This window comes from Rhodococcoides navarretei (assembly GCF_038069675.1).
Taxonomy (GTDB): Bacteria; Actinomycetota; Actinomycetes; order Mycobacteriales; family Mycobacteriaceae; genus Rhodococcoides; species Rhodococcoides navarretei.
This window is the reverse complement of sequence record NZ_JBBPCN010000001.1, coordinates 4,824,709-4,847,939: the sequence shown is the minus strand read 5'-3', so window position 1 is coordinate 4,847,939 and position 23,231 is coordinate 4,824,709. Positions and strand designations below refer to the sequence as shown.

The window sequence follows — 23,231 nt, the reverse complement described above, 5'->3', positions numbered from 1 at the left end:
GGGGTGTGACAGGTGGGTCTCGAGTTGAAGTTGAGACTTGCCGTCTCGTCCCTGATCAGCGGCGGTACGGGCTGAACGAATTACAACAGTGCAATTCTCGCCGGGCGGCCGGGAACCGATCTCGTGTGCCAGAATCGGTGCCGCAGCAGGGGGCTGTGCGCCGCGATTCGAAGTGCGCGGCGGGTCGTTCTTGGGGGAATCGATGACGGAGGCCGGTCTGGGCCGATTGCGTGATCGTGCTGCGACGAGCGAGGCACGTGAGGCCGTCGAGACCGCCCTGCACGCTCGCCTGCAGCCGATGATCGTGCGAGTGACCGGCCGAGCCGGCGTCGGGAAGTCCCCGATCGTCTCCGTTCTCGATTCGGTGCAACTCGACGCGGACGGCCTCGACGTGCGAATACACGAGGGCAGAACGGACAGCAGTGTGGGCGAGGTGCTCGTCCACGTCGTAGCGGGCGCGGTGTCGCCGGTCGACACTGCATTTCTGAGCTCTCGACCGAGGGGTCTCCTGGACGGAACGGTCGTCGTGCTGACGAAGGCGGACACACTCGACGATCCCTCCGCAGCAGCCGCGACGGCCTCGGAGCAGCTGGGGCGGACAGTTCTGCCGGTGATGGGATCCACCGCGGCGGGACTGCGGGGTGTGGGCCGCGCCGGTGCGACCGTGGACATGGCCGACGTGCGGGCCGTCGCGGCAGCCGATCTGCGCCCGGCCGACATGATGACGGTCGACAGGTTTCGCGCTGCCGACATCGCCGTGTCGCCGCGTCGGCGAGAAGCGCTGATCGAGTGTGTCGAGCTGCGCGGTCTTGCGCTGCTCGTCGACGTGGTGCGCCGTCACACCTCGATTTCCGACAGCGACGCGATGCGAGTGCTGGCCGATGCCACCGGTGTCGATGCCGTGATCACGGCAGTGGCGACCGCCGTGTCCTCGGCGGCGGCCACTCGTGACGGCGAGCTGCACACCGCGCTGCAGCAGATCTCCGCCGGTCATCGGCAGGTACGAAGCGCTGTCGAGTCGTATCTTGCCTCGGATGAGGCCGTTGCTGCCGAGATGCGGTGCGCAGCAGTGCGTCTGGGGGTGTCGATCGAGACCGGTTCGGAGCGGGACGTAGTGGAGCAGGTGGCGCTGTGGCAGCAGCGTGCGGCCGCATCCGGCAGCTCCGACGAACGTCGTTCGGCGCTTGCCCTGTGTCGCGGCTACGTGCGGATTCTGCATCGATGACGCCATTGCCGGAAGACATGACCAGCGTTCTACGGCGCTGGAATTCGACTGCACTCGACGAGATCGAACGAGCGAGGGTCAGTCGACCTGCAGGGGTTCACCTCACCGGCACTGCAGGATCGGGCAAGTCTGCACTGCACCGCGAGCTGTCCTTACCGGGCGGTGCCGCCGTCGAATTCACGGACTCGATGGCCGATGCCGCTGTCGTAATGATCGTGGTCGACGCGTCGGCTCCGGTCGGTCGCGTGGAGATCGAGCAATGGCGCGCCGCCCTCGAATCCACGCCGGTTGTGTTCGTGGTGAACAAGATCGACGTGCATAGACACTGGCGTGAAGTGGTCTCCGCCGACAGCGACGTCGTTGCCGAGTGTGTCCCACGGTCGGTGGAGTGCACGGTCCACCCGATCTCGGTTCGGTTGGCGCGGACGGGTCGCGAGAGCGGTGATGCCGGGATGTACGCCGAATCGGGTCTCGGTGCCGTCGAGGACCGGCTCGGCGCGCTTCTGCTGCAGGCCACGGCTCTCGGATCGCGGCGCAAATATGCTGCGGCAGTGCAGGGCTGCGTGTCGGTAGCACGAGCGTCGATCGTGGCGAGGGCCCGCGACGTGACCGGTGGTGTCGACACGGCTCCGCTCCGTGCGCGGCGAGCCGAGCTCGTCGGCGAACGGGACAATTCAGGGGGTGACCGACGGGCGCTGCTGCACAATCGAATTCAACGGGTGCGGGTGGAATCCCTGCACGCTGCCGCCGAGGATCTTCGCGCGCTGGGCGTCGAGGTCAGGAAGACTGTCGACGGAGCCAGGCGCGCAGAACTGAAGCACCTGCCCGCGCATGTCGCCGAGTCCGCGCGCGGTGCGCAGCGTCGAGCCGAGTCGGCTCTGATCGCCGGATTGCGGGCCGTGGAAACCGATCTCGGGCTCCCACCGACGCAGGTGGACACGGGTGCCGCCGACGCCCCGGTCGAGATCGGCGAGCCGTCCCATCGTCGGGGGATCGAGGACGCCGTCATGGTCGTGGTCGGCGCGTCGGCGGGGGTAGGTCTCGGGCGGCTGGTCGTGTCTCCGATGGCTCTGGTGCCTGCCTGGGCCGTTGCCAACACTGTGGTCACCCTCGTTCTCGGTGGCGTGCTCGCCTGGTGGATCACCCGCTCGCGGGCGCTGGTGGCCGATCGCGCCCATCTACGCGGCTGGACGCAGGAAAGCCTGGCCCGGGTGAAGTCCGCGGTGGAACAACGGTTGCTCTCGCGGATTCTCGATGCGGAGTCGGCACTCGCGTCCGCCGTTGCGATGGCGGACCGGGACGCAGTGGTCCGCATCGACACCGCTCTCGCCGAGGTGGACGCCGAGTTGCGTCGGCTCGCCGACTATCGATCGGCGCTGCTGTCTGCATGCGATCGCGATCTCACCGCACTCGATCGGGGACTCGAGCGATTCCGCGGACCCGACCGCAGTGCGTTCGATCTTCGGGATCCGGTCCAACTTTCTCCCGCTCGTGGGGAACCGTCGGCGCTGCCGGTGCGTCGGAGTCAATAGGTGCAGTGTCGGGTTCGTCTCGAGATGAGGAGCGTCGATGATCGAGGTGGATGGCTTCGCAGCAGGGGGTTTCCTCACGGAAGCAGTGGAACCCGACGATCTCGACGACGCCGGTGCGCCCCTGGATTCGACGGGCGTCTTCGATCTCGACGGCGACGGTCATTACGAGACCACCGTACGTCGTACCGATGTCGGTATGACGGTGGCAACCGACGTCGACGGGGACGGTGTGACGGACAAGTTCACTGCGTTCGGACGTGACGGGCGGTACCGATCGTGGGAGATTTTTCGAGAAGCGAACGGTATCGGGCGGGGTGAATTGACCGAATCGGGCGAGCTGTAGCGCCTCGGCCCGGCCACCGCGTTACTGCTGGTGGAAGGCTTCTTGCGCCGGTCTTTCCCTATCTGAATCGGTCCTGTGACCAATCGGACAACACCCTGTTTCCGGATTCACGTCGCTCGGCGTTAACCTGAACAGCAGGACACCCGGCGCTCGACTCTCGGCTTGCTGTACCCGTTACGATGGTGTACTGCGACTCGAACGGTCGAGCAGCGCCCCGCCGAGAGGGGAAAACCGAGAGCTGCTCGCGCATGCTTGCCCACAGTGATCGTGCGAGTACTTCCCGGTTCCGGCTCACCCCAGGAGAGTTAGATGACCTCAGCCACCATTCCCGGTTTGAGCGGCACCGACAACGTGCCGACTCGACACAAAGAACTGCTTGCCTGGGTTGCTCAGGTAGCCGAACTGACCGAACCGGATTCCGTGGTGTTCGCTGACGGATCCGACGCCGAATGGGAGCGTCTGACCGGCAAGCTGGTCGAGGCCGGCACCTTCACTCGTCTCAACGACGAGAAGAAGCCCAACTCGTTCCTCGGCAACTCCGATCCGTCGGACGTCGCTCGCGTCGAGTCGCGCACGTACATCTGCTCAAAGGAAGAAATCGACGCCGGTCCCACCAACAACTGGATGGAACCGTCCGAGATGCGGACGCTCATGTCCGACCTCTACCGCGGCTGCATGCGCGGACGCACCATGTACGTCGTGCCGTTCTGCATGGGCCCGCTCGACGCGGCCGACCCCAAGCTGGGCGTCGAGCTCACCGACTCCGAGTACGTCGTCGTCTCGATGCGCGTGATGACGCGCATGGGCCAGGCCGCACTCGACAAGATCGGCGACGACGGGTTCTACGTCAAGGCGCTGCACTCGCTGGGAGCTCCGCTCGCCGAGGGCCAGGCCGATGTGCCGTGGCCGTGCAACGACACCAAATACATCACGCACTTCCCCGAGGACCGCGAGATCTGGAGCTACGGATCCGGCTACGGCGGCAACGCACTGCTGGGCAAGAAGTGCTACTCGCTGCGTATCGCGTCGGCAATGGCCCACGACGAGGGCTGGCTGGCCGAGCACATGCTGATCCTCAAGCTGATCTCGCCCGAGGACAAGGCGTACTACATCGCGGCGGCGTTCCCGTCCGCCTGCGGCAAGACCAACCTCGCGATGATTCAGCCGACCATTCCGGGCTGGCGCGCCGAGACCATCGGCGACGACATCGCGTGGATGCGCTTCGGTGAGGACGGCCGTCTCTACGCCGTCAACCCCGAGTACGGCTTCTTCGGCGTCGCGCCGGGTACCAACTGGGACTCGAACCCCAACGCGATGAAGACCATCGACCAGGGCAACTCGGTGTTCACCAATGTCGGCATGACCGACGATGGTGACGTGTGGTGGGAAGGCCTCGAAGGCAAGCCCGATCACCTCATCGACTGGAAGGGCAACGACTGGACTCCCGAGTCCGGAACCGATGCCGCGCACCCGAACTCGCGGTACTGCGTGCCGATGGCGCAGTGCCCGTCGATGGCTCCCGAGTGGGACGACCCCAAGGGTGTGCCGATCTCGGCAATCCTCTTCGGTGGACGTCGCAAGACGACCGTTCCGCTGGTGACCGAGGCCCGCGACTGGCAGCACGGAGTGTTCATGGGAGCCACCGTCGGCTCCGAGCAGACCGCTGCCGCCGAGGGCACCGTCGGAACCGTCCGACGCGACCCGATGGCCATGTTGCCGTTCCTCGGCTACAACGTGGGCGATTACTTCCAGCACTGGATCGACCTCGGCAAGAACGCCGACGAGTCCAAGCTCCCGAAGGTGTTCTACGTCAACTGGTTCCGTCGCGGCGACGACAAGCGCTTTCTGTGGCCCGGGTTCGGTGAGAACTCTCGCGTGCTCAAGTGGATCGTCGAGCGCATCGAGCACAAGGCCGCTGGCATCGAGACGCCGATCGGTGTGGTCCCCACCGCCGAGGCACTCGACATCGACGGACTCGACACCACGGTCGAGGACGTGGCCGAGGCACTCGCGGTGAACTCCGACGAGTGGAAGGCCGAAATCCCGCTGATCCAGGAGTGGTTCGACTTCGTCGGCGAGAAGCTCCCCACCGGAATTCAGGACGAATTCGACGCCCTCAAGCAGCGCCTGGGCGCGTAGTATTCACGAGACAGAACGGGGCTCACCGAGGGGTGGGCCCCGTTCTGGCTGTGTGGGTATGGCGGTCAGGCAGTGAGCGCGGCCGCCCCGGCCAGGGTGCCGAGGCCACCCAGCGCAGCGGGCACCACCTGCAGGCCGTCGAGGAATTTCAGACGCGCATGCAATGCGATCGACTCCTGGATCGGATTCCACAGCGGCGGGCCGGCCTGAGCGAAGCCACCACCGATCACCACCATGCGTACGTCGACCAGGGCGACGGCCGAGGCGATGGCCTGACCCAGTGCCACGCCTGCGCGCTGCAACGAGGTGATGGCGATCGGCTCCCCGGCGGCGGCATCGGCGGCCAGTTCGGTTCCGGTGCTGCCGGTCCAACCCAGCTCGCGCGCCCACCGCACCGCCGACGGCCCACTCGAGACGGTTTCCACGCACCCGATTCCGCCGCATGCGCAAGGCGTCGTCGAACCGGGAACAACGATGTGGCCGATGTGGCCGGCGTTGCCGCTGGCTCCGGCGACAATCTTTCCGCCCAGTACCAACCCGCCGCCGATGCCGGTCGACACCACCAGACTCAGCACGTCCGGCACACCCACGGCGGCACCGAACCGATGCTCACCGAGCGCCGCTGCACTGCCGTCCATCGCGAGGTGGATGTCGGCTTCGGGAAAGACCTCGGCGATGTGCTCGCGCAGACCGAAGCCGTCTTTCCACTCGGCGATGTTGATCGGTGCGACCGAACCGGTTTCGAGATTCACCGGACCGGAGCAGGCGACGCCGATGCGGGTGACAGTGGCCGGTTCTGTCGCGTTCCTCAGGAGGTCCGCACAGGCGTCCCAGACATCGGACTCGGGCGTCGGCACTGTCACCGGGTTCTGCGGACGCCCGTCGTCGCCGACGAGTGCCGCCGTCATCTTGGTGCCGCCGATGTCGAGTGCGAGTGCCGTCATCGTTCCAGGCTAGTCGCGGGAGTGGAGCCTGCGGAAAGACCTGGGTTAGGCGGGAGTGGAGCCTGCGGAACGACCCATTCAAGCCGTTTTTGGTTTGAGGACCAGGACGAGGTTGCTGCCGAGGAACTCGCGGAGTACCGGAACGCGCATCATCCACCACGCCCAGCGGGGATGGTAGCGCGGGAACGCGGCCAGGAGGGTCGCGTTGGGAGTGCTTCGCGCCCAACGCAATCCGTCTGCCGCGCTGATGTCGAACAGTGATTCACCGAATCGGTTCTTCGGTTCGTGACCGGTAGTGCGGGCGTACCGGCGGGCCGCGTATTCGCCGCCGAGGTAATGCCAGGGCCGGGTCTCGTGACCGCCGAACGGACCGAACCAGATGGTGTACGAGAGCACCGTCAACCCGCCGGGCTTGGTGACCCGCAGCATCTCCTCGGCCATGGTCCACGGCTCGCGGACGTGCTCGGCGACGTTCGACGAGAAGCAGATGTCGACGCTGTCGTCACGGAACGGTAGTGCCATCCCGGAGCCGCGCACCGAACCTGGAATCTGCAGACCTGCCGCGTGCATCTCCGACGCATCGGGCTCCACGGGCAGGTAGCGCTTGCAGCTCGCACCGAAGACCTCGGCGAAATATCCTGGCCCGCCGCCGACGTCCAACACCGTCGCCGCCGACATGTCGGTGCCGGTCAGGCCCCGATACAGATCGCCGATCAGCTCCACGGAATCGCGGGCCAGTGCGCCGTAGAAGATGTCGGGAGCGCTCTGTTCGTGGCCGAAGTCCTTCAGCAGACTCACCGAGCGGCGCAGTGTCGCGCGAGAGGCGAACAGACGTGTCACGGCGGAAGTCACGAAAACGAACCCTAGCGGTTACTGTGGCAGCGGTAATCGACGGCGGTCGAGACGAGCATGCGGAAATTGGGTGAAGCGAGCTGTGCGCGAGGTTCTGTTGCTGTGCTGGCGCGATACCGGGCACCCGCAGGGCGGCGGCAGCGAGCGTTACCTCGAGCAGGTGGGCGCAGGTCTGGCTCGACGCGGTGTCCGCGTCACGCTGAGGACGGCGTCGTATCCAGGAGCTCCCGCCGAGGAGATCGTCGACGGCATGCGCATCAGTCGCGGCGGCGGACGGCTGTCGGTGTATCCGCGAGCGCTGGCGGCCATCGCAGCCGGGCGGCTCGGATTCGGCCCGCTCAAGGGGATTGCACCCGACGCGGTGATCGACACCCAGAACGGCATTCCTTTCTTCTCCCGTGCGGCGCTCGGCGTTCCGGTCACGTTGCTGGTGCACCACTGCCACCGCGAGCAGTGGCCGGTCGCGGGGCCGATGATGGCCAAGCTCGGCTGGTGGCTCGAATCGACCGTGTCGCCGAGGGTCCACCGCCGCAACCAGTACCTGACCGTGTCATTGCCGTCCGCAGACGAATTGGTCGCGCTCGGCGTCGATCGCGAGCGCATCGCCGTGGTGCGCAACGGAGCCGACGAGATCCCGCCGTCGATCCCCGAGGGGGACGACAGCACCCGCACCGCCCACCCGTCGCTGACCGTGCTGTCCCGGTTGGTTCCGCACAAGCAGATCGAGGACGCGCTCGACGTCGTCGCCGCGCTGCGCGGTCGGATCCCCGAGATCCACCTCGACGTCATCGGTGGCGGCTGGTGGGAGCAGAACCTCCGCGACTACGTGAGCGAACTGGGCATCGAGCAGTACGTCACCTTCCACGGCCATGTCGACGAGGACCGCAAACACGCGCTGCTCGGTCGGTCGTGGGTGCACGTCATGCCCTCCCGCAAGGAGGGATGGGGTCTCGCAGTCGTCGAGGCAGCTCAACACGGCGTGCCGACCGTCGGCTACCGGAGTTCCAAGGGGCTCACCGATTCCATCATCGACGGCGTCACCGGTGTTCTGGTGGGCGGGCTGTCGGATGGTGAAGAGGACCGGGACGTCTCCGGTCTGACCGCTGCCGTCTCGGAACTGCTGCAGGACGCGGACGCCCGAACTCGCCTGGGCGAGAAGGCGCGAGTGCGTGCGGCGGAATTCTCCTGGGAGCAGTGCGCAGAAGGTGTCTACTCGGTGCTCGACGCGACGACGCGTGGCACGTGGTCGTCAGGGCTGGTGGGTGCGCCGCACTCGGATTCGGCCCAGCAGTCCTACCGCTAGGCCCCCGAGAAGCAGAATCGCCCACGCAAGGTGGGCCGCGACGACCACTGTTGCAGGACGGCTCTCGACGATCATCGGATTCGGCACGCGGTAGAGCGTGAGCTGCTCGTCCGAGTACACGACGTCGAGGGGATTCAGCGTTCGCTCGGATTCGCCGAGTTCGCCGGGGGTGGTGTTCTCCACCAGTACCCAGCCGACGCCCATACGGGCAATCGTGTCTGCGGATTCACCCGCGAGCACGGCGTTTTGGACGTCGGTCGCGCGTTTTCCCTCACCTCGTACCGTGCCGCCGGCAACGATGAGCTCACCGGTCTGCAACACATCCAGCGGCAGCATGCGCGGTGCGGGATCGAGGACGGGGGCAGTGCCGCTGTAGGGGAAACGGCGGAACATCCCGGCCGGTAGGACCGCGACATCGCCTGCTGCGCCGTCCAATTCGGTTGCGACCGCCTGCCAGGATGCCGGGTACGTCACGGGCCTGAGCGAGTTCCCGACGCCCCAGGCCAGGTCGGGTAGCGCGATCAGCAGGGCCACTATGGCAACGGCGCTGCCGAATCGGGTGCGCTGGACCGCGCTCAGCGCGGTTGGTTGCACCGGATTCGGTCGATGTCGGCGAGAAAATGCAGCAGCGGCGGCCAACGCGTAGATCGGCATCGCCAGCGCGACCCACTTCTGGGAGTCGCGGAGCAGCCCGGCGCCGGGTACCGTCTCGCCCAGTGCGCGGGCCATCGCCAACCCAGGTCCCGTCGCTGCCAGCGCAGGGACGGCGATGGCAAGCAGGGCGACGACACCGAGTCCGACGATCACCGGATTTCCTCGACGCCTGATCAGCGGACGCACACCGAACGCGACGACGGTCAGCAACAGCACCGTGCCCATGAGCGCGAAAATGCCTGTCCGAGAACCGGGTACAGCATCGGAATTCCAGATTCCACCGAGACCGGCGAGGCTGCCGAGGGTGCCGAGGCCCGGCTCGGCCCGCGCCGCGAACGCCGCCCAACCCGCCGGATCTGCCTGCTCGACGCCATTGCCGGACACCGCCGTTGCTGCCAGCCACGGTGCCGACGCCACCGCCGCCAGCCCGAGGGCTCCGACCACGCGCAGGCCGCGTCGGGCACCCCCGGGGAGGGCGAGGACGACCAGGGCGATGGTTGCGGCGAGCAGCGCGCCGGTGGGGGTGAGTCCGGCGGCAGCGAGGCAGACGGCGAGCGCCCACCAGGAACGGCCCTGCCTGACCGCGAGTGCAGCGACCACGGTCCACGGCAGGGCGGCGTATCCGACGAGCAGGCTCCAGTGTCCCTGCAGTAGTCGCTCGGCGACGTACGGGTTCCACACGGCCACCGTCGAAGCCACGAGCAGCGCGGGCAGTGGGGCTGTCGGCAGCGCCGTCCGTGCCATGACCGCTGCGCCCCATCCGGTCAGCCACAGGGCCAGCAGCAGAATGGCCTTGACCACCAGGCCACCGTCGAACACCGTCGACAGCGCGGCGATCGCGGCGTCCTGTGGCACGGCGCGTGCGGCGGCGTCGGCGATTCCCCAGGCGGAGTCGGTGAAGTAGGAACGGGGTGTGCTGACGGCGTCGCGCAGCAGGAGATAACCGGGGCCGAGCAGCGGTCCGAGAATCACCACCGAGAGGAGCAGGCTGTAGAGCGGGGGCGTCCACCTCGACCTCGACCGCGCCATGTTCGGCACCCTATACCGTGGGCTCATGTCTTTCCGCGCCTCGTCCGAGGCAGACCCCACAGCGGGTGCGTCGGTCGCCGGCATGGGGATGGTGACGGCCGGTTCGATGTTCGCGAATGTGGCGGCGTACCTGCTGCAGGTTCTGGCGAGCCGGATGCTCGGGGTCGAGGGCTACGGCGAATTCGCGAGTTTGCTTGCTGCGCAACTGGTTCTCGCGGTTCCGGCGCTGGCGTTGCAGTCCGTTGTTGCGCGTGAAGTGGTGCGCGGTCGCAGTTCTCGTGAACTGCGAACCCTGGGGTATCGGTGCGCGGCGGTGGTGGGGGTGCTCGCTCTGGCGCTGGCCCCCGCACTGTCCGCGGCCATGGACATCTCGATGGCGGCGACCGTATCGGCGGTCGTCGCTGCGCCGGTGCTGGTTCTGCTGGCCGCCGAACAGGGACTGCTGCAGGGACGTGGGCGCTTCGGAGCTCTGAGCGTCGTGCTGGCCGCGGCCGGTGTCGGCAAGGTGGCCCCGGCCGTGTTGGTGTTGCTGCTCGGCGGTGGCCCCGGTTCGGTTCTATTGGCCACGGCGGCGGGTATCGGCGTGGTGGCGCTCGGCGCGCGGTGGACGGCCGGGGTACCGGTGAATTCGGTGTCGGAAACCAAGGTGACCGTTCTGGCCGTGCTGCAGGCGTCGCAGGTGCAGTTGGTGTTGATCGCGATGTCCGCGCTGGATCTGGTGCTGGCGCGCACGCTGCTCAGCTCCAACGAGGCCGGGCTGTACGCCGTCGGGGCCGTTGCGTCCAAGGCAGCGTTCTGGTTGCCTCAGGCCGTCGGCGTGGTGCTGTATCCGCGGATGGCGAACCCGCTGCATTCTGCCTCCGCGGTGCGATCGGCGCTGGCTGTCGTCGCGGGGTTGGGCACGGTCCTGGTGATCGGCGGTGCAGTGGCGTCTCCGCTGTTGCCGTTGGTGGTGGGCGATACGTATTCCGGTGTGCAGAACTATGTCTGGCTGTTCGTGCTGCAGGGCGCGTGCCTGGCCGTGCTGCAGAGCGCGCTGCTGTGGGCCATCGCGGGTGAGCGCACCCATCTTGCCTTCGTCGCCTGGTTCGCCCTCGCCGCGGAGGTGTTGCTGTTGCTGTTCGTGGCGTCGACACTCGCGCAGTTCGTCGTCGTCGCCGCAGTTACCGCCGCGGTGACGATGGTGGTGGTGTGCGGGCTGGTGTTGTGGGGAAACCGCGTGGATCGCCAGGGGGTCTGACGAACCTGTTCACACTTCCTCTTGTCGGCTCGAAATACCTTCGGCCGCGGCGGTGAAGCCCTGCACCAATGATCTGGCGTAATCGGGTTCGAGTAAGCCTGTCGACTACGAGACCCGGTCACCGTGACTGCACCGATTCGGGGAGCATTGCTGAGTTGGGTCCCGTCTCCACATAGACGAGTGGCGTGGTTGTGTGCCCCCACGGGCACTCAACCACGCCACTGCGCGTAGCGCATCTACTCCTTGTTGAGGTTCGTCCTCGGAATCTCTTCCGTGCGATCCGTCGTCCAGTCGCGGTTGCTGGACGGTGCGGGTGCTGCTCCGCCTGCGGGGTTCGGTCGCAGCGCGTTGTCGGCCCGTGCCGGCTGACGGTGTCCACCGTTTCCGCCGCGCAGGAGCAGGAACACTCCGGCGATCAGCGAGATGACGCCGAGGATGCCGGCGACGATCGGGACGGTGCGGCCGAAGAGCGAGAGCTGATCTTTGCCCTCCTTCGCCTGCTGGATCTGGTACTCGACCGTGTTCTCGTCGAACGTGAGTCCCGTCTTCAGCACGTCGACCTCGGGCTGGCCTGCCTCACGTGCGTAGTACTGGTGAAGCTCCTCGTCGCCCTTGACGATGACGCCGGTCTCGGGCTCGACCCACAGGGTGCGGGTGTTCTCGTACCAGCGGGTCATCGTGACGGGTTCGGCTCCACCCTCGACACCCCAGGTGTCGGCGGGCAGAGTCACCTTGTTGGTGGGCAGGTTCGCAACGGTCGACAGATCGACCGGTGCGATCGTCTGCTGATACTTGTATACCGGAGTGCCGTTGATCTCGGTTGCCTCGACGAAGTCGATGTCCTGGGACTGGCGAGTGTTGATGTCGAAGTACGGGTAGCTCTTCTGCTCTGCGTCGAACGGGAACTTGTACTGCAGACCGGTGTGGGCAACTTCCTCGGCGGGCTTGTCGCCTGCCACCTGGATGGTGCCGATCGGGCTCTCGACGGGCATCGAGGACTTGCGGTCGAGAGTGACGCGGTCCACGGTGGCGGACAGCAAGCCGGTATCCGCCTGCTTGTCGGTGCGACGCAACGTCGTTCCGGCCTGAACAGTGATGATGTCGGCGTCGGAGGGCTCCTCGACGGTGACGAATCGCTGCGAGACGATCGGAACGTTCTGGTCGACCACGACGCGTCCGGCTGCGAGCGAGGTCCTCTCCAGCACGCTGCCCTCACCGGTGGAGACGGTGGTGACCTCGAGGTCCAACGGCGTCTTCGCCAGTGCCGACACCGTGTACGTGGGAATGAGGATGGCGGCGACCACCAGGAACGCGCCCAAGCCGATGAGTACGAGGGCAAGTATCCGGCTCGGCCCTGAGCGCTCCGCCATGCTGAATCTCCTTAGTTGACCGCTTCATGGAAGACACCGCGGGCGGAAAACACGTTCGCCCCGACCCGATGCCCGTTTTAGTACGACACGTCGCAGGTGACAGTAACAGTCGACAGTGGCACCGGTCTCGTCTGCGCCGGTTCGACACGGCACACTTGAGGCCACCATGAGCACCCAGACCCGTTCGGCAAGCGTTGTCCCGCTTCGTGGGTTCGTACCGTCACTCGAGGGGATGCGTGCCGTCGCGTGCATCGGAATCGTTGTCACCCATGTGGCCTTTCAGACCGGTGGCGCGACGTCGCCGATCCTGGGTCATGTCTGGGGAAGGTTCGACCTGACTGTGGCGATCTTCTTCTCGCTGTCGGGGTTCCTGCTGTGGCGTCCGCATGCGGCGGCAGCCCGCGGTCGTGGGAGTGCCCAGCCGCTCGGCCGCTATTTCCGATCGCGGTTCGCGAGGATTCTGCCCGGTTACCTGGTCGGCGTGACACTGATCCTGATGTTTCTACCCGATGCCGGCGGTGACTACCGCGTGTGGCTGGCGAACCTGTCGTTCACTCAGGTGTTCGTGCCGTTGACCCTGACCCAGGGCTTGACGCAGATGTGGTCGCTGTCGGTCGAGCTCGCCTTCTATCTTCTGCTGCCGGTGTTCGCGTGGCTGATGGTGCGCCTGCGCGGTGCGGCCGCCGCCCGCCGTATCCCGGTCATTCTGGGCGCTGCGGTACTGACGCTGTCGTGGGCCTTCGTTCCGGTGTCGACTCCCGACGGCATTCACCACGACAACTGGCTCCCCGGCTACTTCCCGTGGTTTGCGGCTGGGATGCTGCTCGCCGAGATCTCGGTGGGGCCACCGACCTGGGTGCATCGGATGGCTCGTCGCCGGTTCGTCATGTCGTCCATCGCGGTTGCCGCGTTCGCCCTGTCGGCGACTCCTCTGGCGGGTCCGCAGGGCTTGGTGCGCCCGGCGGCCTGGCAGTTCGAGATCAAGATCCTGCTCGGCGCGATACTGGCCTTCGCGATGCTTGCCCCGCTGATTCTCGCCGAGGACGGTCGTCGGCATCGCTTCCTCGAGCATCCGGTGATGCTGACGCTGGGCCGCTGGTCGTACGGGTTGTTCATCTGGCATCTGGCTGTGCTGGCCGTCGTGTTCCCGGTATTCGGCATCGTCCCCTTCTCGGGCGGGATGTGGTTCGTGTTGCCGGTGACTCTCGCACTGTCGATTCCGGTGGCAGCGGCGAGCTACGCCCTGGTGGAAGACCCTGCTCGACGACGCCTCGCATCCCGCAAGAAAGCGGTCACGGCTTCCGTATCGCACTGATCGCCAACGCGACGATCCCGATCAGCGCGGCCAGCTGCACCCAGTAGGACCCGCCGACATACCCGTCGGGAGATCGCCACGGACCGAGGGAGAGCAGCGCTGGAGCCAGCAGCGTGAATCCGCCTGCCGTGGAGACCAACACGCGCGACGAGAGCGCGGGACCGTAGCGGCGGTCCACGAGCACCGCGCCGACACCGATCACGGCCACCGCGGCAGCGCCGGTGATCCCGGCCAACACGATCGCGGCTGCGAGCAGCGCCGCAACTGCGGCCGGAACGCTCTGCCACGGCCGAGGCGGCGGACCGACATCCGGCGCAGTACGCGGCCGACGCAGCGCCGCGAAGAACAGCGGGATCAGTAGCAGCAGCCCACCGAAGATGCCGAGTCGGTACCAACGATCGGTGGCGAAATCCAACGAGATCGTGCCCGACGCCCCGGCCGGAACGATCCAGGCCTGCTGCCAGCCGTCGACCACTACCGGGGACAGTTCGACGCCACCGGGAGTGGTTGCGCGCCAACCATTGTTGTTGCTTTCCGGGATGACGAGCAAGCGATCCTCCGTCGTGGAGGTGAGCGTCACCTCGCGGTGATCGGGGCTCCAGGCGGTGGTCCTCGCGGACTGCGGTGCTGAGCTCGTCGGCCACTGCGCCGGAATGGGCATGGTGCGCAATCGAATACCGTCGACGAAGAACGACGCTCCCGGCTGCACCACGATGTCCTGGCGTCCCTCGGGCAACGAGACCGGGTTGACGAAGTTCTCGTCGACCGGGATATCGGCGTCGCACACCGAGGCCTTCATGGGTTCGCCGGAGCGAAATCGGTCGGCGGTAGCGGTCACCGACGTGCGCACCGTCTGCCCGGCAATGGAGACGATGGGACCGTTGAAGCAGTCCACGGTGATCACGCGATCGCCGTCGTACGGTGCGCCGATCGATTCTCCACCGGACAGCGGCGTCACTTCGGCAAACCCCGGTGGCTGAGACTGGATGAAGCCCAAAGAGTTTCGGTCCAGTACGCCGTCCCAGTCCACGATCGACAACACGATCCTGTCGGTCATGTACGGTGCCAGCTCGAGGGTCGTCGAGCCGTCGGTGTCGACGTCGCGCACCATCGGGCCGTTGCCGAGGTTGACGGCGACCCGAGTGGGGTGTGCCGGAAGTTCACCGAGGCTGGGGGTGAGTTCGAGCCCGTCCACCAGTGTGGGAGCCGGTAATTCGATGGTCAGGGTGGGGTTGGTGCCGGCTCGATCGGTGATCGACTTCTCCGGCGCGGTCCACGATGTGCGCGGATCACCGTCGGTTGCGGCAAACGCCGAGCCGTGCAGGTCGGCGACGTCCGACGCCCCGCGGGCCAACGGTCGACCCGGTTGCGCCAGTAGCGCTTCGAGCTCGGGAGACTGACGGGTCCGCACCGTCAGGTCGGGAATGACCGCGGTGCCCATCGGCACGTCGATCGTGCGGGAGAAGCGCCCCAGTTCCTCGGGCGACTTGGACAGTCCACTGCTGCACCGGATTCGATCCTCGGTGTCGAGGCACCCCGAGCGGCCCGGGAATTCCTGGCCCAGTTCCCAGGCGTCGACGCTCGCTCCGGCCGGAGTCTCCGGCAGCACCGCGCGGTGCACGATCGGTACCGGCAACGGGTTGTCCCGGTCGGAGTAGTCGTCCACCGAGACCTCGCTGATGCCGAACTGGCTGCCCCGGGTGCCGTCGACCGTCGACTTCGCGGTGATGCGCAGCCACGGAGTCTCGCCGCCCGGCAGCGACACCGTCATCGGCTCACCCGGCTCGTCGACGCGCGCCGCCGTCGAGCCGTTCGGGGTGGTGATCTCCACCCACTTCACCGGGTCGCCGATCGTCCCCGGGCTCGTGCGCATGTGCAGCAGTCCGCCGCGCACCGGGGTATCGAAGTCCAGTTGAAGCCATTGCCCCACAGCACGTTCGATGCCGTTGCTGATCCAGCCGGTGGCCAGATCGCCGTCCACCGCGGCGGCGACACCGCTGCCGGGGGCGCTGCCGCCGATCTGCGTGGCGTCCGACGCCGAGCTCGACGCCGTCAGAGTTGCGCCCTCCCACTCGGCGTTCACCGTCTTCGCCCCGTACACCGGGTAGTCGGACACCTCGTTGAGCGAACGTCGCGGCTCGTCGGCGGCTCGCAGTGCAGAGTTGTGATTGTCGACCTGGCCGAAGTCGGTCTCGCGATTCATCGGGGTGTCGGTCACCGTCACCGAGTCGACGGGTATGCCGGCGGCAGCCGCGTCCGACGCCAGCAGTGTCGGCCCGGCCGGCACGGGAGTGCGAATCCCGCTGTTCCGCAGTTCGTTCGAGCGCAGAATCGACTCCGGGCCACCCTGGATCACGGGGACGCGGTCGAGGTCGACGGTGTAGGGACCGGACGCGGGAATGTCTGCCGTATCGCCCACCGAATAGATCTCCACAGCTGGATAGGGAGGGCGCAGATCACCGTCGAGAACGACGCCGTCGACCTCACCGGGAGACACGTCCTCACCGAATTCGGCCACCTTCTCGAGTCCCGGCGAACCGTCGAGCACCTGGTGCACCGATGCCGGACGGGTGGATCGGGAGTCCTCGGGATCGAGGTCGTTGCGCACCACGACGTAGCTGATGCCCTGGCCCCGAAGGGTATCGGCCAATCCGGCCGACGGCCGTCCGTCGGCGAAGAGTCGTTGCACGGAGTCCAGTGCGCGGATGGCACCCGGCGGGGTGAGCGGGACGGCGTCGCGCACGGCCCAGGGCGTGGTGGCCAGAGCCTGCAGTGGTTCGTCGCGGGTCAGGCCCCAGGTCTGCAGGGCGAACGGCGCGCCGGGCACGATCAGCGCTCGCTGGGCGTCGGACCCGTCGGGGCTCGACCCCGAGGCATTGTCGGTGAGCCAGTCGGCGGCGTCGTGCCAGTACTGCGGAACGGCCTCGTATGCGCCGCGCGGCGCGAGCTTGCCCGTCCACGCCAACGAGGTGGACAGCGTCAAGGCCACGAGGACCAACGCCGTCACCGCCACCATCGGGTGTTTCTCGGGATGCGCGACGGCCTCGCGCCACTGCGTCCGTGGAGCGGAGCCCGGGAGCGGAACTCGCGCCAACAGGTGAGCCAGGCCCAGCACCAACGGGATGCGAATGACCGGTTCGAGCTTGTGGATGTTGCGCAGCGGTGCGCCTGCGGAATCGAGGAACAATCGGACAGTGGCTGCGAACGGACCGTCCAGATCGCCGACGAACCCGGCACCGAGACCGACGAGTCCGACGAACAGCATGATCGTCAACCGGCCGCGGGCGGGCATCGAGCGCATCGCCAGGCCCGCGATTCCAGCCGCCGCGATCAGGCCCGTCGCGATGACTGCAGCGGGCTGAGTCACCAGAACGGCTCCGGCCACTCGCTCGGGAGAAACGAACGGCGTCCAACTACCAGTGCCGCGCAGCACCTCGGTCAGCGACGTCCACTGCGTGGTGGTGCCGGACGATTCGATGTAGTCGAGAAACGGTGGCGAGACCTTCCCCAGCAACAGCAGTGGGACGATCCACCACAGCGTCGCGAGTACCAGGAAGCCCGTCCACCAACCAGCGAAGACGAACCAACGCCTGTTCGGTCGATGCGTGAGCATCCAGATCACGGCCACCAGAACGGCGGCGGCGGTGGCCACGGCATTGACTGCGCCCATCAACGCCACTGCCAGCGCCGACTGTGCAGCCGGTCGCCAGAGCGCCTGTTTCACGGACTCGGTGTTCAGACACCGCACTATCGGGACCAGCACCCACGGTGCCAGCATCATCGGCATCGTCTCCGAGGAGATCGACGCGAGGGTGGTGATGACTCGGGGCGAGAGAACGAAGGCCGTCGCTGCGATCAGCCGGGAGGTGCGGCTGCCGATACCGAGGGCTTCGGCGAGCCGGACGATTCCCCAGAAACCGGCGATGAGCAGCAGCGCCCACCAGAGTCGTTGAGTGATCCACGGCGGAATCGACAGTAGATCCCCGCCGGCGAAGAACGCCCCGTGCGGGAAGAAGTAGCCGTAGGCCTGGTTCTGTACCTGGCCGAGCGGCGCTGCACTGTTCCACTGATGGGAGGCGCGCTCGAGAAATCCGAGGGGGTTCTGAGCCAGGTCGTACTTGGTGTCGGCGACGGTGAAGCCGGGGACCTGCAGAAAGGTGAGGAGGAACGCCAGAATCGAGACGCCGAGAAGCCACTTACGGCCGAGCGACTCGGCCGAGATCATCGATTCACGAAAGCGACCAGCGTCAGCGGCTGCCGTACTCAACCTGGTTCAGCAAGGACGAGTCGGCGTTTCCGGAGCGATCGATATCCGGACGAGAATTGTCGGCTGCGGCTGCGGTGACTCCGAACACGACGCCCGCACCCAACACGGCTCCGACGACGGCGGCAATGACACCCGGGACAGCGAACTTCATCTCGGTTCTCCAGTCAGTCGGCTCAGGAAAGAAGCGGGTGAGGTGGACCCCCACGCGGGCATCACGGTATCACTCGCATCCGCCCATCAGGCCGCTGGACGCGTTACTTGCCGGGGGGAACGATCAGGACGGGTCGATGACTGTGTCGTAGAACGTGCTCGGCCACCGAGCTCTGCAGCAACGCACGTAGTCCGGTGGCACCTCGGGTACCGGTGACGATGATGTCGACGTCCATCTCGTCGGCCTTCTCCACTATCGCGCTCCAGATGGCGGTGGTGCATTCGGTGCACTGTCCTTCCACCTTCAGGCCTGCGGCCTCGGCCAGGGCGACGCCCTCACTGTTGGTCACTTTCGCATCGGTGAGCGCGACATCCTCGGCCTCGTCGTCGGGCACCCACTCGGGCTGCATGACGCCGGAGAGGCCGGACATTCGAGCGGCCTGACGGACCATCGGTTCCCAGGCGGTGACAACGATCGCTCGCGAGGTGGTGAGAAATCGGCCTGCGTAGTCGATGGCGCGTTTGGCGTTGTCGGAGCCGTCGTAGGCAATCAGGATGAGGTCTGCGGTCATGGTTCGAACTCCTCCTCATGTCGCGTTCGTCCAGATTAGCGCCCCCGGTCTGGATCAATGTGGCTTCCAGTCGCTCGGAGTGCAAGAAAGCCACATTGATCCCAACCGGAGGGGTGGCAGCAACACTCCCCATCTCGGCTACCGTCGAATCATGCGACTTCGGTTTTCTGTTCGGTCCGCTGCGGTGATGACGGTCGGTGTCGGCCTGTTGGTCTCGTGCTCCACCGAGTCCGCGCAGGTGGCGTCGACGCAGGCTGCGGCCTCTGCGTCGACGACCACCGCCGTCGATACGACGGTCCCGCAACCGGTACCGCCCGTCGACGACTGCGTTGCGTTCGTCGATGGATTGTCGGAGCGCCAGCGATTGGCTCAGCTCCTCACCGTGGGAGTCACCGGCACTGCGGACGCGGTGCAGATCATGTCCACCGAACAGGTGGGTGGGATCTTCATCGGCAGTTGGACCGACGAGTCGATGCTCGGTAATCGTGAGGTTCCGCAGGTGCTCGACGCCTCCGCGGTGGCTCCGATGGTCACGATCGACGAGGAGGGTGGACGGGTCTCGCGGGTCGCGGATCTGCTGGGGGAGGCACCGTCGGCGCGCGTGCTGGCCCAGACGGTGTCGGTGGACGAGGCGTATCAGCAGGCGTTGACACGCGGTCGGGGTCTGAAGGACCTCGGGGTCACCGTCGACTACGCCCCGGTGGTCGACGTGAGCGCTCAGCCTGCTGATTCCGTCATCGGCGATCGGTCGTTCTCCGACGATCCGCAGGTCGTCATCGATTATGCGGGGGCCTACGCGCGGGGTCTGGAAGACGCGGGCGTCAAGCCGGTCATCAAGCACTTCCCCGGACACGGTTCGGGTTCGGGCGATTCGCACACCGGCGCGGTGACGACTCCTTCGCTCGACGAGTTGAAGGCCAAGGATCTCCTGCCGTTCGCAGCGCTGAACAGCCCAGGAGTCGGCGTCATGGTGGGGCACCTCGACGTGCCGGGGCTGACCGAGCCAGGAGTGCCTGCGAGTATCAGCCCGGCAGCGATGGCGTTGCTGCGTGACGGCGTCGGATACGGTGCCGCGCCGTTCGACGGCCCGATCTTCACCGACGACCTCAGCGGCATGGCGGCGATCACGGCTCGACTCGGGATCGTCGACGCGGTCGAGGCGGCCCTTGTCGCGGGAGCCGACGTGGCGCTGTGGCTCACCACCGATCAGGTGCCCGCAGTGTTGGACAATCTCGAGGACGCGGTGGCGACGGGACGCCTCCCGGCGGGTCAGGTGGACGAGGCCGCAGCGACGGTTGCCCGGTTCAAGGGGGCGTGCGGGGCCTGATTGGGAGGTAATGGACCTTACCGTGGAGTAACGTCTAGTACTTCGTACGTATTGGAGGGTCCATGGCTGGCGGCACCAAGAGACTGCCCCGCGCCGTCCGCGAGCAGCAGATGCTCGACGCGGCGGTGGATGTGTTCTCCGACAACGGGTTTCATGAGACGTCGATGGATTCGATCGCCAAGAAGGCGGCCATCTCCAAACCGATGCTCTACCTGTACTACGGGTCGAAGGACGAGTTGTTCGCCGCGTGCATCCACCGCGAGGGCGTCAAGTTCGTCGAAGCTCTGACACCCGCTGCAGATCCGACCCTGACGCCACGCGAGCAATTGCGCAAGGCGCTGATCGGCTTCCTCGGCTTCGTCGGCGAGAACCGGAAGTCGTGGATGGTGCTCTACCGTCAGGCGATCGGTCAGCAGGCGTTCGCCTCACAGGTGCAGAGCAGTCGTGATCGGCTGATCGAGCTGACGGCCGGCTTGCTCGCGATGAGTACGAGGGATCCGGAGCAGTCGCAGAATTTCGGGCTGATGGCCGTCGCGTTGGTCGGGGCCGGCGAGGCCGTGGCCGACCGAGTGGCAGGCGGCGAAATAGAGGTCGACGCGGCAGCGGACCTGCTGGAGAATTTGGCGTGGCGCGGCCTGGCCGGCAAGAAGACCGCCGCCACCTAGCTGGCCGTCACGACCTAGCGCTGCCGAACTCGAAGTTATGGACGAAAATCCGAGGAAATCCGTCCATAACTTCGAGTTCGAGCCAGTCAGCGCAGGGTTCCCGTCAGATGCGGGTACCCCTTCTTCGGGTTCTTCAGCGACAGGTCCCACCCCGTACCGACGGCGTCGGCGTAGGCGTTCACCGTCGCGGGCAGGATGATCGGCTTACCGAAGCGGATGCTGTAGTTCACGGCCTCCGGGATTCGGCCCTCGACGGTCTGCAGGACGGCTGCCGCACTCCACATGCCGTGCGCGATGGTCTTCGGGAATCCGAATGCCTTTGCGCCGAGCGAGGATACGTGAATCGGATTGCGGTCTCCGGAGATGGCCGCGTACCGACTGATGATCCGCTGGTCCACGCGCAGGGTGCGGGTCGGGGGCGGCGGCACCTCGTCGGCGGGCGGCGTTTCTCGGGGACCACCGGACAGTGAGGTCTTCTGCAGGCTCAGGAAGCTCGAGGTCTGTTTCCAGACCAGTTCGCGTCCCACCTTGACCTCACTGATCAGGTCGACCAGCAAGCCCTTGCGGTGCTCGCGCAGGTTCTCCGCGTGCACGCGTATGTCCAGCGGCTCGGAGGCCGAGATGCCACGGAACTGCTCGATGACGTTCTCGGCGTGCACCGAGCCGATGGCCGCGAACGGAAAGCCCTTGGACACCATCAGTTTCATCACCGTCGGGAAGACGAGGGTGAAGGGGTAGGTCACCGGGAGCTGATCGCCGAATCGCAACCCTGTCGCGCGGCAGTACCCGGCCAGGTTGTCGGGGTCCACTCGCAGACCCTCGAGCTCGTACACGGTGTTGGGCACCGTGGACGACGTGGATCCGAAGAAGGGCAGCGCGCCGAGCGCAGCCGACCTGTAGATCTCGGAGGTCTTGGGCTGCTCCCGGAGCTGGACGACGCTCATGCGCCGAGCAGGCTCTGGCCGCACACGCGTACGACCTGGCCGGTAACGGCGTTGGATGCGGGAGAAGCGAAGTACGACACCAACTCCGCGACGTCGACGGTCTCGCCGCCCTGCAGCAGCGAGCTCATGCGTCGCCCGGCCTCGCGGGTGGCGAACGGGATCGCCGCGGTCATCGCGGTCTCGATGAAGCCGGGGGCGACGGCGTTGATGGTGATGTTCTTCTTCGCCAGCACCGGTGCGGACGCGTGGACCAAGCCGATGACGCCGGCCTTGGACGTGCCGTAGTTGGTCTGGCCGCGGTTGCCTGCGATACCGGCGATGGAGGAGACGTCGACGACGCGGCCACCCTCCTTGAGTGCGCCGGATTCGACGAGCTCGTCGGTGATGCGCTGCGGGGCAGCAAGGTTGACGCCGATGACCGAGTTCCAGCGGGCGTCGTCCATGTTGGCGAGGGTCTTGTCGCGGGTGATGCCTGCGTTGTGCACGATGATGTCGGCGCCGCCGTGACGCTCCAGCAGGTGCTTGCTCAGTACCTCTCCGGCGTCGGGCGAGGTGACGTCGAGGGCCAGCGAGGTGCCGCCGACCTTGTTGGCCGTCTGCGAGAGTGCTTCTCCGGCAGCAGGAATGTCGGCTGCGATGACGGTGGCTCCGTCGCGGGCGAGGACCTCGGCGATGGTGGCACCGATACCGCGGGCGGCTCCGGTGACGACGGCGACCTTGCCTGCGAGCGGCTTGTCCCACGATGCGGGTGCCTGCGAATCGGCGTCACCGACGGCGATGACCTGGCCGTCGACGAATGCGGACTTGGCCGAGAGCAGGAAGCGGAGGGTGGACTCGAGACCGGAGAGACCGGTCGAGGCGTTGGGGGAGATGTAGACGAGCTGCGCCGTGGCACCGCGCTTGACCTCTTTGCCGACGCTGCGGGTGAAGCCTTCGAGGGCGCGCTGGGCGATGTGCTCGTCGACGCTCGAGGTCTCTTCGGGAGTGGTGCCGATGACGACGACGCGAGCGGACGGTGCCAGGTTGCGGATGACCGGCTGGAAGAACTTGAACAGCTGCTCGAGCTCGGCGACGTTGCCGATGCCGGTGGCGTCGAACACCAGTCCGCCGTGCTTGTCGTCGTGCGGCTGCGACTGCGGGTAGTCCGAGAGCAGCTCACGCAGCGGCTCGACGAGGCGGCCGTTGCCGCCGATCAGAACCGGTCCGGCCAGCGGCGGCTCGCCTGCCTTGTAGCGGCGCAGCTTCTCGGGCTGCGGCAGGCCGGCCTGCTTGGCGATGAAGGCTCCCGGCGCGGACGCGAGGAACGTTGAGTAGAGATCTGGGGCTCCCTTGGAGGCTGCCACTGTCGTACCTTTCATTC

18 protein-coding genes are annotated in these 23,231 nt (G+C 66.7%); 9 read left to right on the top strand and 9 right to left on the bottom strand.

Going from position 1 to position 23,231, the window contains the following annotated elements:
- Positions 1 to 202 precede the first annotated feature (202 nt).
- From AABD04_RS22920 to AABD04_RS22905, 4 genes are all read left to right on the top strand, one after another.
- A complete protein-coding gene (locus AABD04_RS22920; RefSeq protein WP_341442610.1) occupies positions 203 to 1,225 on the top strand; it encodes a hypothetical protein in 1,023 nt (340 codons plus the stop codon).
- Positions 1,222 to 2,757, top strand: coding sequence for a P-loop NTPase family protein (locus tag AABD04_RS22915; protein ID WP_341442609.1), 1,536 nt, complete (start codon positions 1,222 to 1,224; stop codon positions 2,755 to 2,757). Before AABD04_RS22920 ends, AABD04_RS22915 begins: the two co-directional genes overlap by 4 nt.
- A 37-nt stretch (positions 2,758 to 2,794) precedes the next feature.
- A complete protein-coding gene (locus tag AABD04_RS22910; RefSeq protein ID WP_341442608.1) occupies positions 2,795 to 3,100 on the top strand; it encodes a DUF6802 family protein in 306 nt (101 codons plus the stop codon).
- A gap of 309 nt (positions 3,101 to 3,409) precedes the next feature.
- A complete protein-coding gene (locus tag AABD04_RS22905; RefSeq protein WP_341442607.1) occupies positions 3,410 to 5,239 on the top strand; it encodes a phosphoenolpyruvate carboxykinase (GTP) in 1,830 nt (609 codons plus the stop codon).
- 65 nt (positions 5,240 to 5,304) lie between these two features.
- Here AABD04_RS22905 and AABD04_RS22900 read toward each other — a convergent pair whose 3' ends face one another.
- Both AABD04_RS22900 and AABD04_RS22895 read right to left on the bottom strand, forming a co-directional pair.
- Positions 5,305 to 6,183 (bottom strand): ROK family protein, encoded by an 879-nt coding sequence (locus AABD04_RS22900; RefSeq protein ID WP_341442606.1) that lies wholly within the window; start codon positions 6,181 to 6,183, stop codon positions 5,305 to 5,307.
- Between the two features lie 78 nt (positions 6,184 to 6,261).
- A complete protein-coding gene (locus tag AABD04_RS22895; protein WP_341442605.1) occupies positions 6,262 to 7,035 on the bottom strand; it encodes a class I SAM-dependent methyltransferase in 774 nt (257 codons plus the stop codon).
- Positions 7,036 to 7,117: 82 nt separating this feature from the next.
- Between AABD04_RS22895 and AABD04_RS22890 the strand changes: the two genes are divergently transcribed.
- Positions 7,118 to 8,338 (top strand): glycosyltransferase family 4 protein, encoded by a 1,221-nt coding sequence (locus AABD04_RS22890; protein ID WP_341443116.1) that lies wholly within the window; start codon positions 7,118 to 7,120, stop codon positions 8,336 to 8,338.
- Here AABD04_RS22890 and AABD04_RS22885 read toward each other — a convergent pair.
- Positions 8,285 to 10,021, bottom strand: a complete 1,737-nt coding sequence (locus AABD04_RS22885) for a hypothetical protein (protein ID WP_341442604.1) — start codon at positions 10,019 to 10,021, stop codon at positions 8,285 to 8,287. The genes AABD04_RS22890 and AABD04_RS22885 overlap by 54 nt on opposite strands.
- A 25-nt stretch (positions 10,022 to 10,046) precedes the next feature.
- Between AABD04_RS22885 and AABD04_RS22880 the strand changes: the two genes are divergently transcribed.
- Entirely contained in the window at positions 10,047 to 11,261 is a 1,215-nt protein-coding gene (locus AABD04_RS22880; protein ID WP_341442603.1) for a polysaccharide biosynthesis protein, read from the top strand.
- Between the two features lie 236 nt (positions 11,262 to 11,497).
- On the opposite strand, the gene AABD04_RS22875 is transcribed toward AABD04_RS22880, so the two are convergent.
- Positions 11,498 to 12,631 (bottom strand): PorA family protein, encoded by a 1,134-nt coding sequence (locus AABD04_RS22875; protein WP_341442602.1) that lies wholly within the window; start codon positions 12,629 to 12,631, stop codon positions 11,498 to 11,500.
- A gap of 166 nt (positions 12,632 to 12,797) precedes the next feature.
- Between AABD04_RS22875 and AABD04_RS22870 the strand changes: the two genes are divergently transcribed.
- Positions 12,798 to 13,946 carry an acyltransferase family protein gene (locus AABD04_RS22870; RefSeq protein WP_341442601.1) on the top strand — a complete coding sequence of 383 codons (1,149 nt, stop codon included), beginning with the start codon at positions 12,798 to 12,800 and terminating at the stop codon, positions 13,944 to 13,946.
- Here AABD04_RS22870 and AABD04_RS22865 read toward each other — a convergent pair.
- The 3 genes from AABD04_RS22865 to AABD04_RS22855 all read right to left on the bottom strand — a co-directional run bounded on the left by AABD04_RS22865 (position 13,924) and on the right by AABD04_RS22855 (position 18,935).
- Complete coding sequence (locus tag AABD04_RS22865) at positions 13,924 to 18,171, bottom strand: alpha-(1->3)-arabinofuranosyltransferase (RefSeq protein WP_341442600.1); 4,248 nt, start codon at positions 18,169 to 18,171, stop codon at positions 13,924 to 13,926. The two genes, AABD04_RS22870 and AABD04_RS22865, sit on opposite strands and share 23 nt — an antisense overlap.
- Positions 18,172 to 18,193: 22 nt before the next feature.
- Positions 18,194 to 18,364 carry a DUF2613 domain-containing protein gene (locus tag AABD04_RS22860; RefSeq protein ID WP_082073827.1) on the bottom strand — a complete coding sequence of 57 codons (171 nt, stop codon included), beginning with the start codon at positions 18,362 to 18,364 and terminating at the stop codon, positions 18,194 to 18,196.
- Between the two features lie 103 nt (positions 18,365 to 18,467).
- Positions 18,468 to 18,935 (bottom strand): universal stress protein, encoded by a 468-nt coding sequence (locus AABD04_RS22855; protein ID WP_243595210.1) that lies wholly within the window; start codon positions 18,933 to 18,935, stop codon positions 18,468 to 18,470.
- A 151-nt stretch (positions 18,936 to 19,086) separates the two neighbouring features.
- Between AABD04_RS22855 and AABD04_RS22850 the strand changes: the two genes are divergently transcribed.
- Together AABD04_RS22850 and AABD04_RS22845 are read left to right on the top strand one after the other, a co-directional pair.
- Positions 19,087 to 20,262, top strand: a complete 1,176-nt coding sequence (locus AABD04_RS22850) for a glycoside hydrolase family 3 N-terminal domain-containing protein (RefSeq protein WP_341442599.1) — start codon at positions 19,087 to 19,089, stop codon at positions 20,260 to 20,262.
- A 62-nt stretch (positions 20,263 to 20,324) separates the two neighbouring features.
- Positions 20,325 to 20,927: a TetR/AcrR family transcriptional regulator gene (locus tag AABD04_RS22845; protein ID WP_032377568.1), complete on the top strand. Its 603-nt coding sequence runs from the start codon at positions 20,325 to 20,327 to the stop codon at positions 20,925 to 20,927.
- An 86-nt stretch (positions 20,928 to 21,013) separates the two neighbouring features.
- Here AABD04_RS22845 and AABD04_RS22840 read toward each other — a convergent pair whose 3' ends face one another.
- Both AABD04_RS22840 and AABD04_RS22835 read right to left on the bottom strand, forming a co-directional pair.
- Positions 21,014 to 21,871, bottom strand: coding sequence for a MaoC/PaaZ C-terminal domain-containing protein (locus AABD04_RS22840; protein WP_341442598.1), 858 nt, complete (start codon positions 21,869 to 21,871; stop codon positions 21,014 to 21,016).
- A complete protein-coding gene (locus tag AABD04_RS22835) occupies positions 21,868 to 23,214 on the bottom strand; it encodes a 3-oxoacyl-ACP reductase (protein WP_341442597.1) in 1,347 nt (448 codons plus the stop codon). Before AABD04_RS22835 ends, AABD04_RS22840 begins: the two co-directional genes overlap by 4 nt.
- Between the last annotated feature and the right edge of the window lie 17 nt (positions 23,215 to 23,231).

Excerpts from the sequence above, each read along its gene's own strand:
- AABD04_RS22920 (WP_341442610.1), top strand. The coding sequence starts at position 203 with ATGACGGAGGCCGGTCTGGGCCGATTGCGTGATCGTGCTGCGACGAGC.
- AABD04_RS22915 (WP_341442609.1), top strand. The coding sequence starts at position 1,222 with ATGACGCCATTGCCGGAAGACATGACCAGCGTTCTACGGCGCTGGAAT.
- AABD04_RS22910 (WP_341442608.1), top strand. The coding sequence starts at position 2,795 with ATGATCGAGGTGGATGGCTTCGCAGCAGGGGGTTTCCTCACGGAAGCA.
- AABD04_RS22905 (WP_341442607.1), top strand. The coding sequence starts at position 3,410 with ATGACCTCAGCCACCATTCCCGGTTTGAGCGGCACCGACAACGTGCCG.
- AABD04_RS22900 (WP_341442606.1), bottom strand. The coding sequence starts at position 6,183 with ATGACGGCACTCGCACTCGACATCGGCGGCACCAAGATGACGGCGGCA.
- AABD04_RS22885 (WP_341442604.1), bottom strand. The coding sequence starts at position 10,021 with ATGGCGCGGTCGAGGTCGAGGTGGACGCCCCCGCTCTACAGCCTGCTC.
- AABD04_RS22880 (WP_341442603.1), top strand. The coding sequence starts at position 10,047 with ATGTCTTTCCGCGCCTCGTCCGAGGCAGACCCCACAGCGGGTGCGTCG.
- AABD04_RS22875 (WP_341442602.1), bottom strand. The coding sequence starts at position 12,631 with ATGGCGGAGCGCTCAGGGCCGAGCCGGATACTTGCCCTCGTACTCATC.
- AABD04_RS22870 (WP_341442601.1), top strand. The coding sequence starts at position 12,798 with ATGAGCACCCAGACCCGTTCGGCAAGCGTTGTCCCGCTTCGTGGGTTC.
- AABD04_RS22865 (WP_341442600.1), bottom strand. The coding sequence starts at position 18,171 with ATGATCTCGGCCGAGTCGCTCGGCCGTAAGTGGCTTCTCGGCGTCTCG.
- AABD04_RS22860 (WP_082073827.1), bottom strand. The coding sequence starts at position 18,364 with ATGAAGTTCGCTGTCCCGGGTGTCATTGCCGCCGTCGTCGGAGCCGTG.
- AABD04_RS22855 (WP_243595210.1), bottom strand. The coding sequence starts at position 18,935 with ATGACCGCAGACCTCATCCTGATTGCCTACGACGGCTCCGACAACGCC.
- AABD04_RS22850 (WP_341442599.1), top strand. The coding sequence starts at position 19,087 with ATGCGACTTCGGTTTTCTGTTCGGTCCGCTGCGGTGATGACGGTCGGT.
- AABD04_RS22845 (WP_032377568.1), top strand. The coding sequence starts at position 20,325 with ATGGCTGGCGGCACCAAGAGACTGCCCCGCGCCGTCCGCGAGCAGCAG.
- AABD04_RS22840 (WP_341442598.1), bottom strand. The coding sequence starts at position 21,871 with ATGAGCGTCGTCCAGCTCCGGGAGCAGCCCAAGACCTCCGAGATCTAC.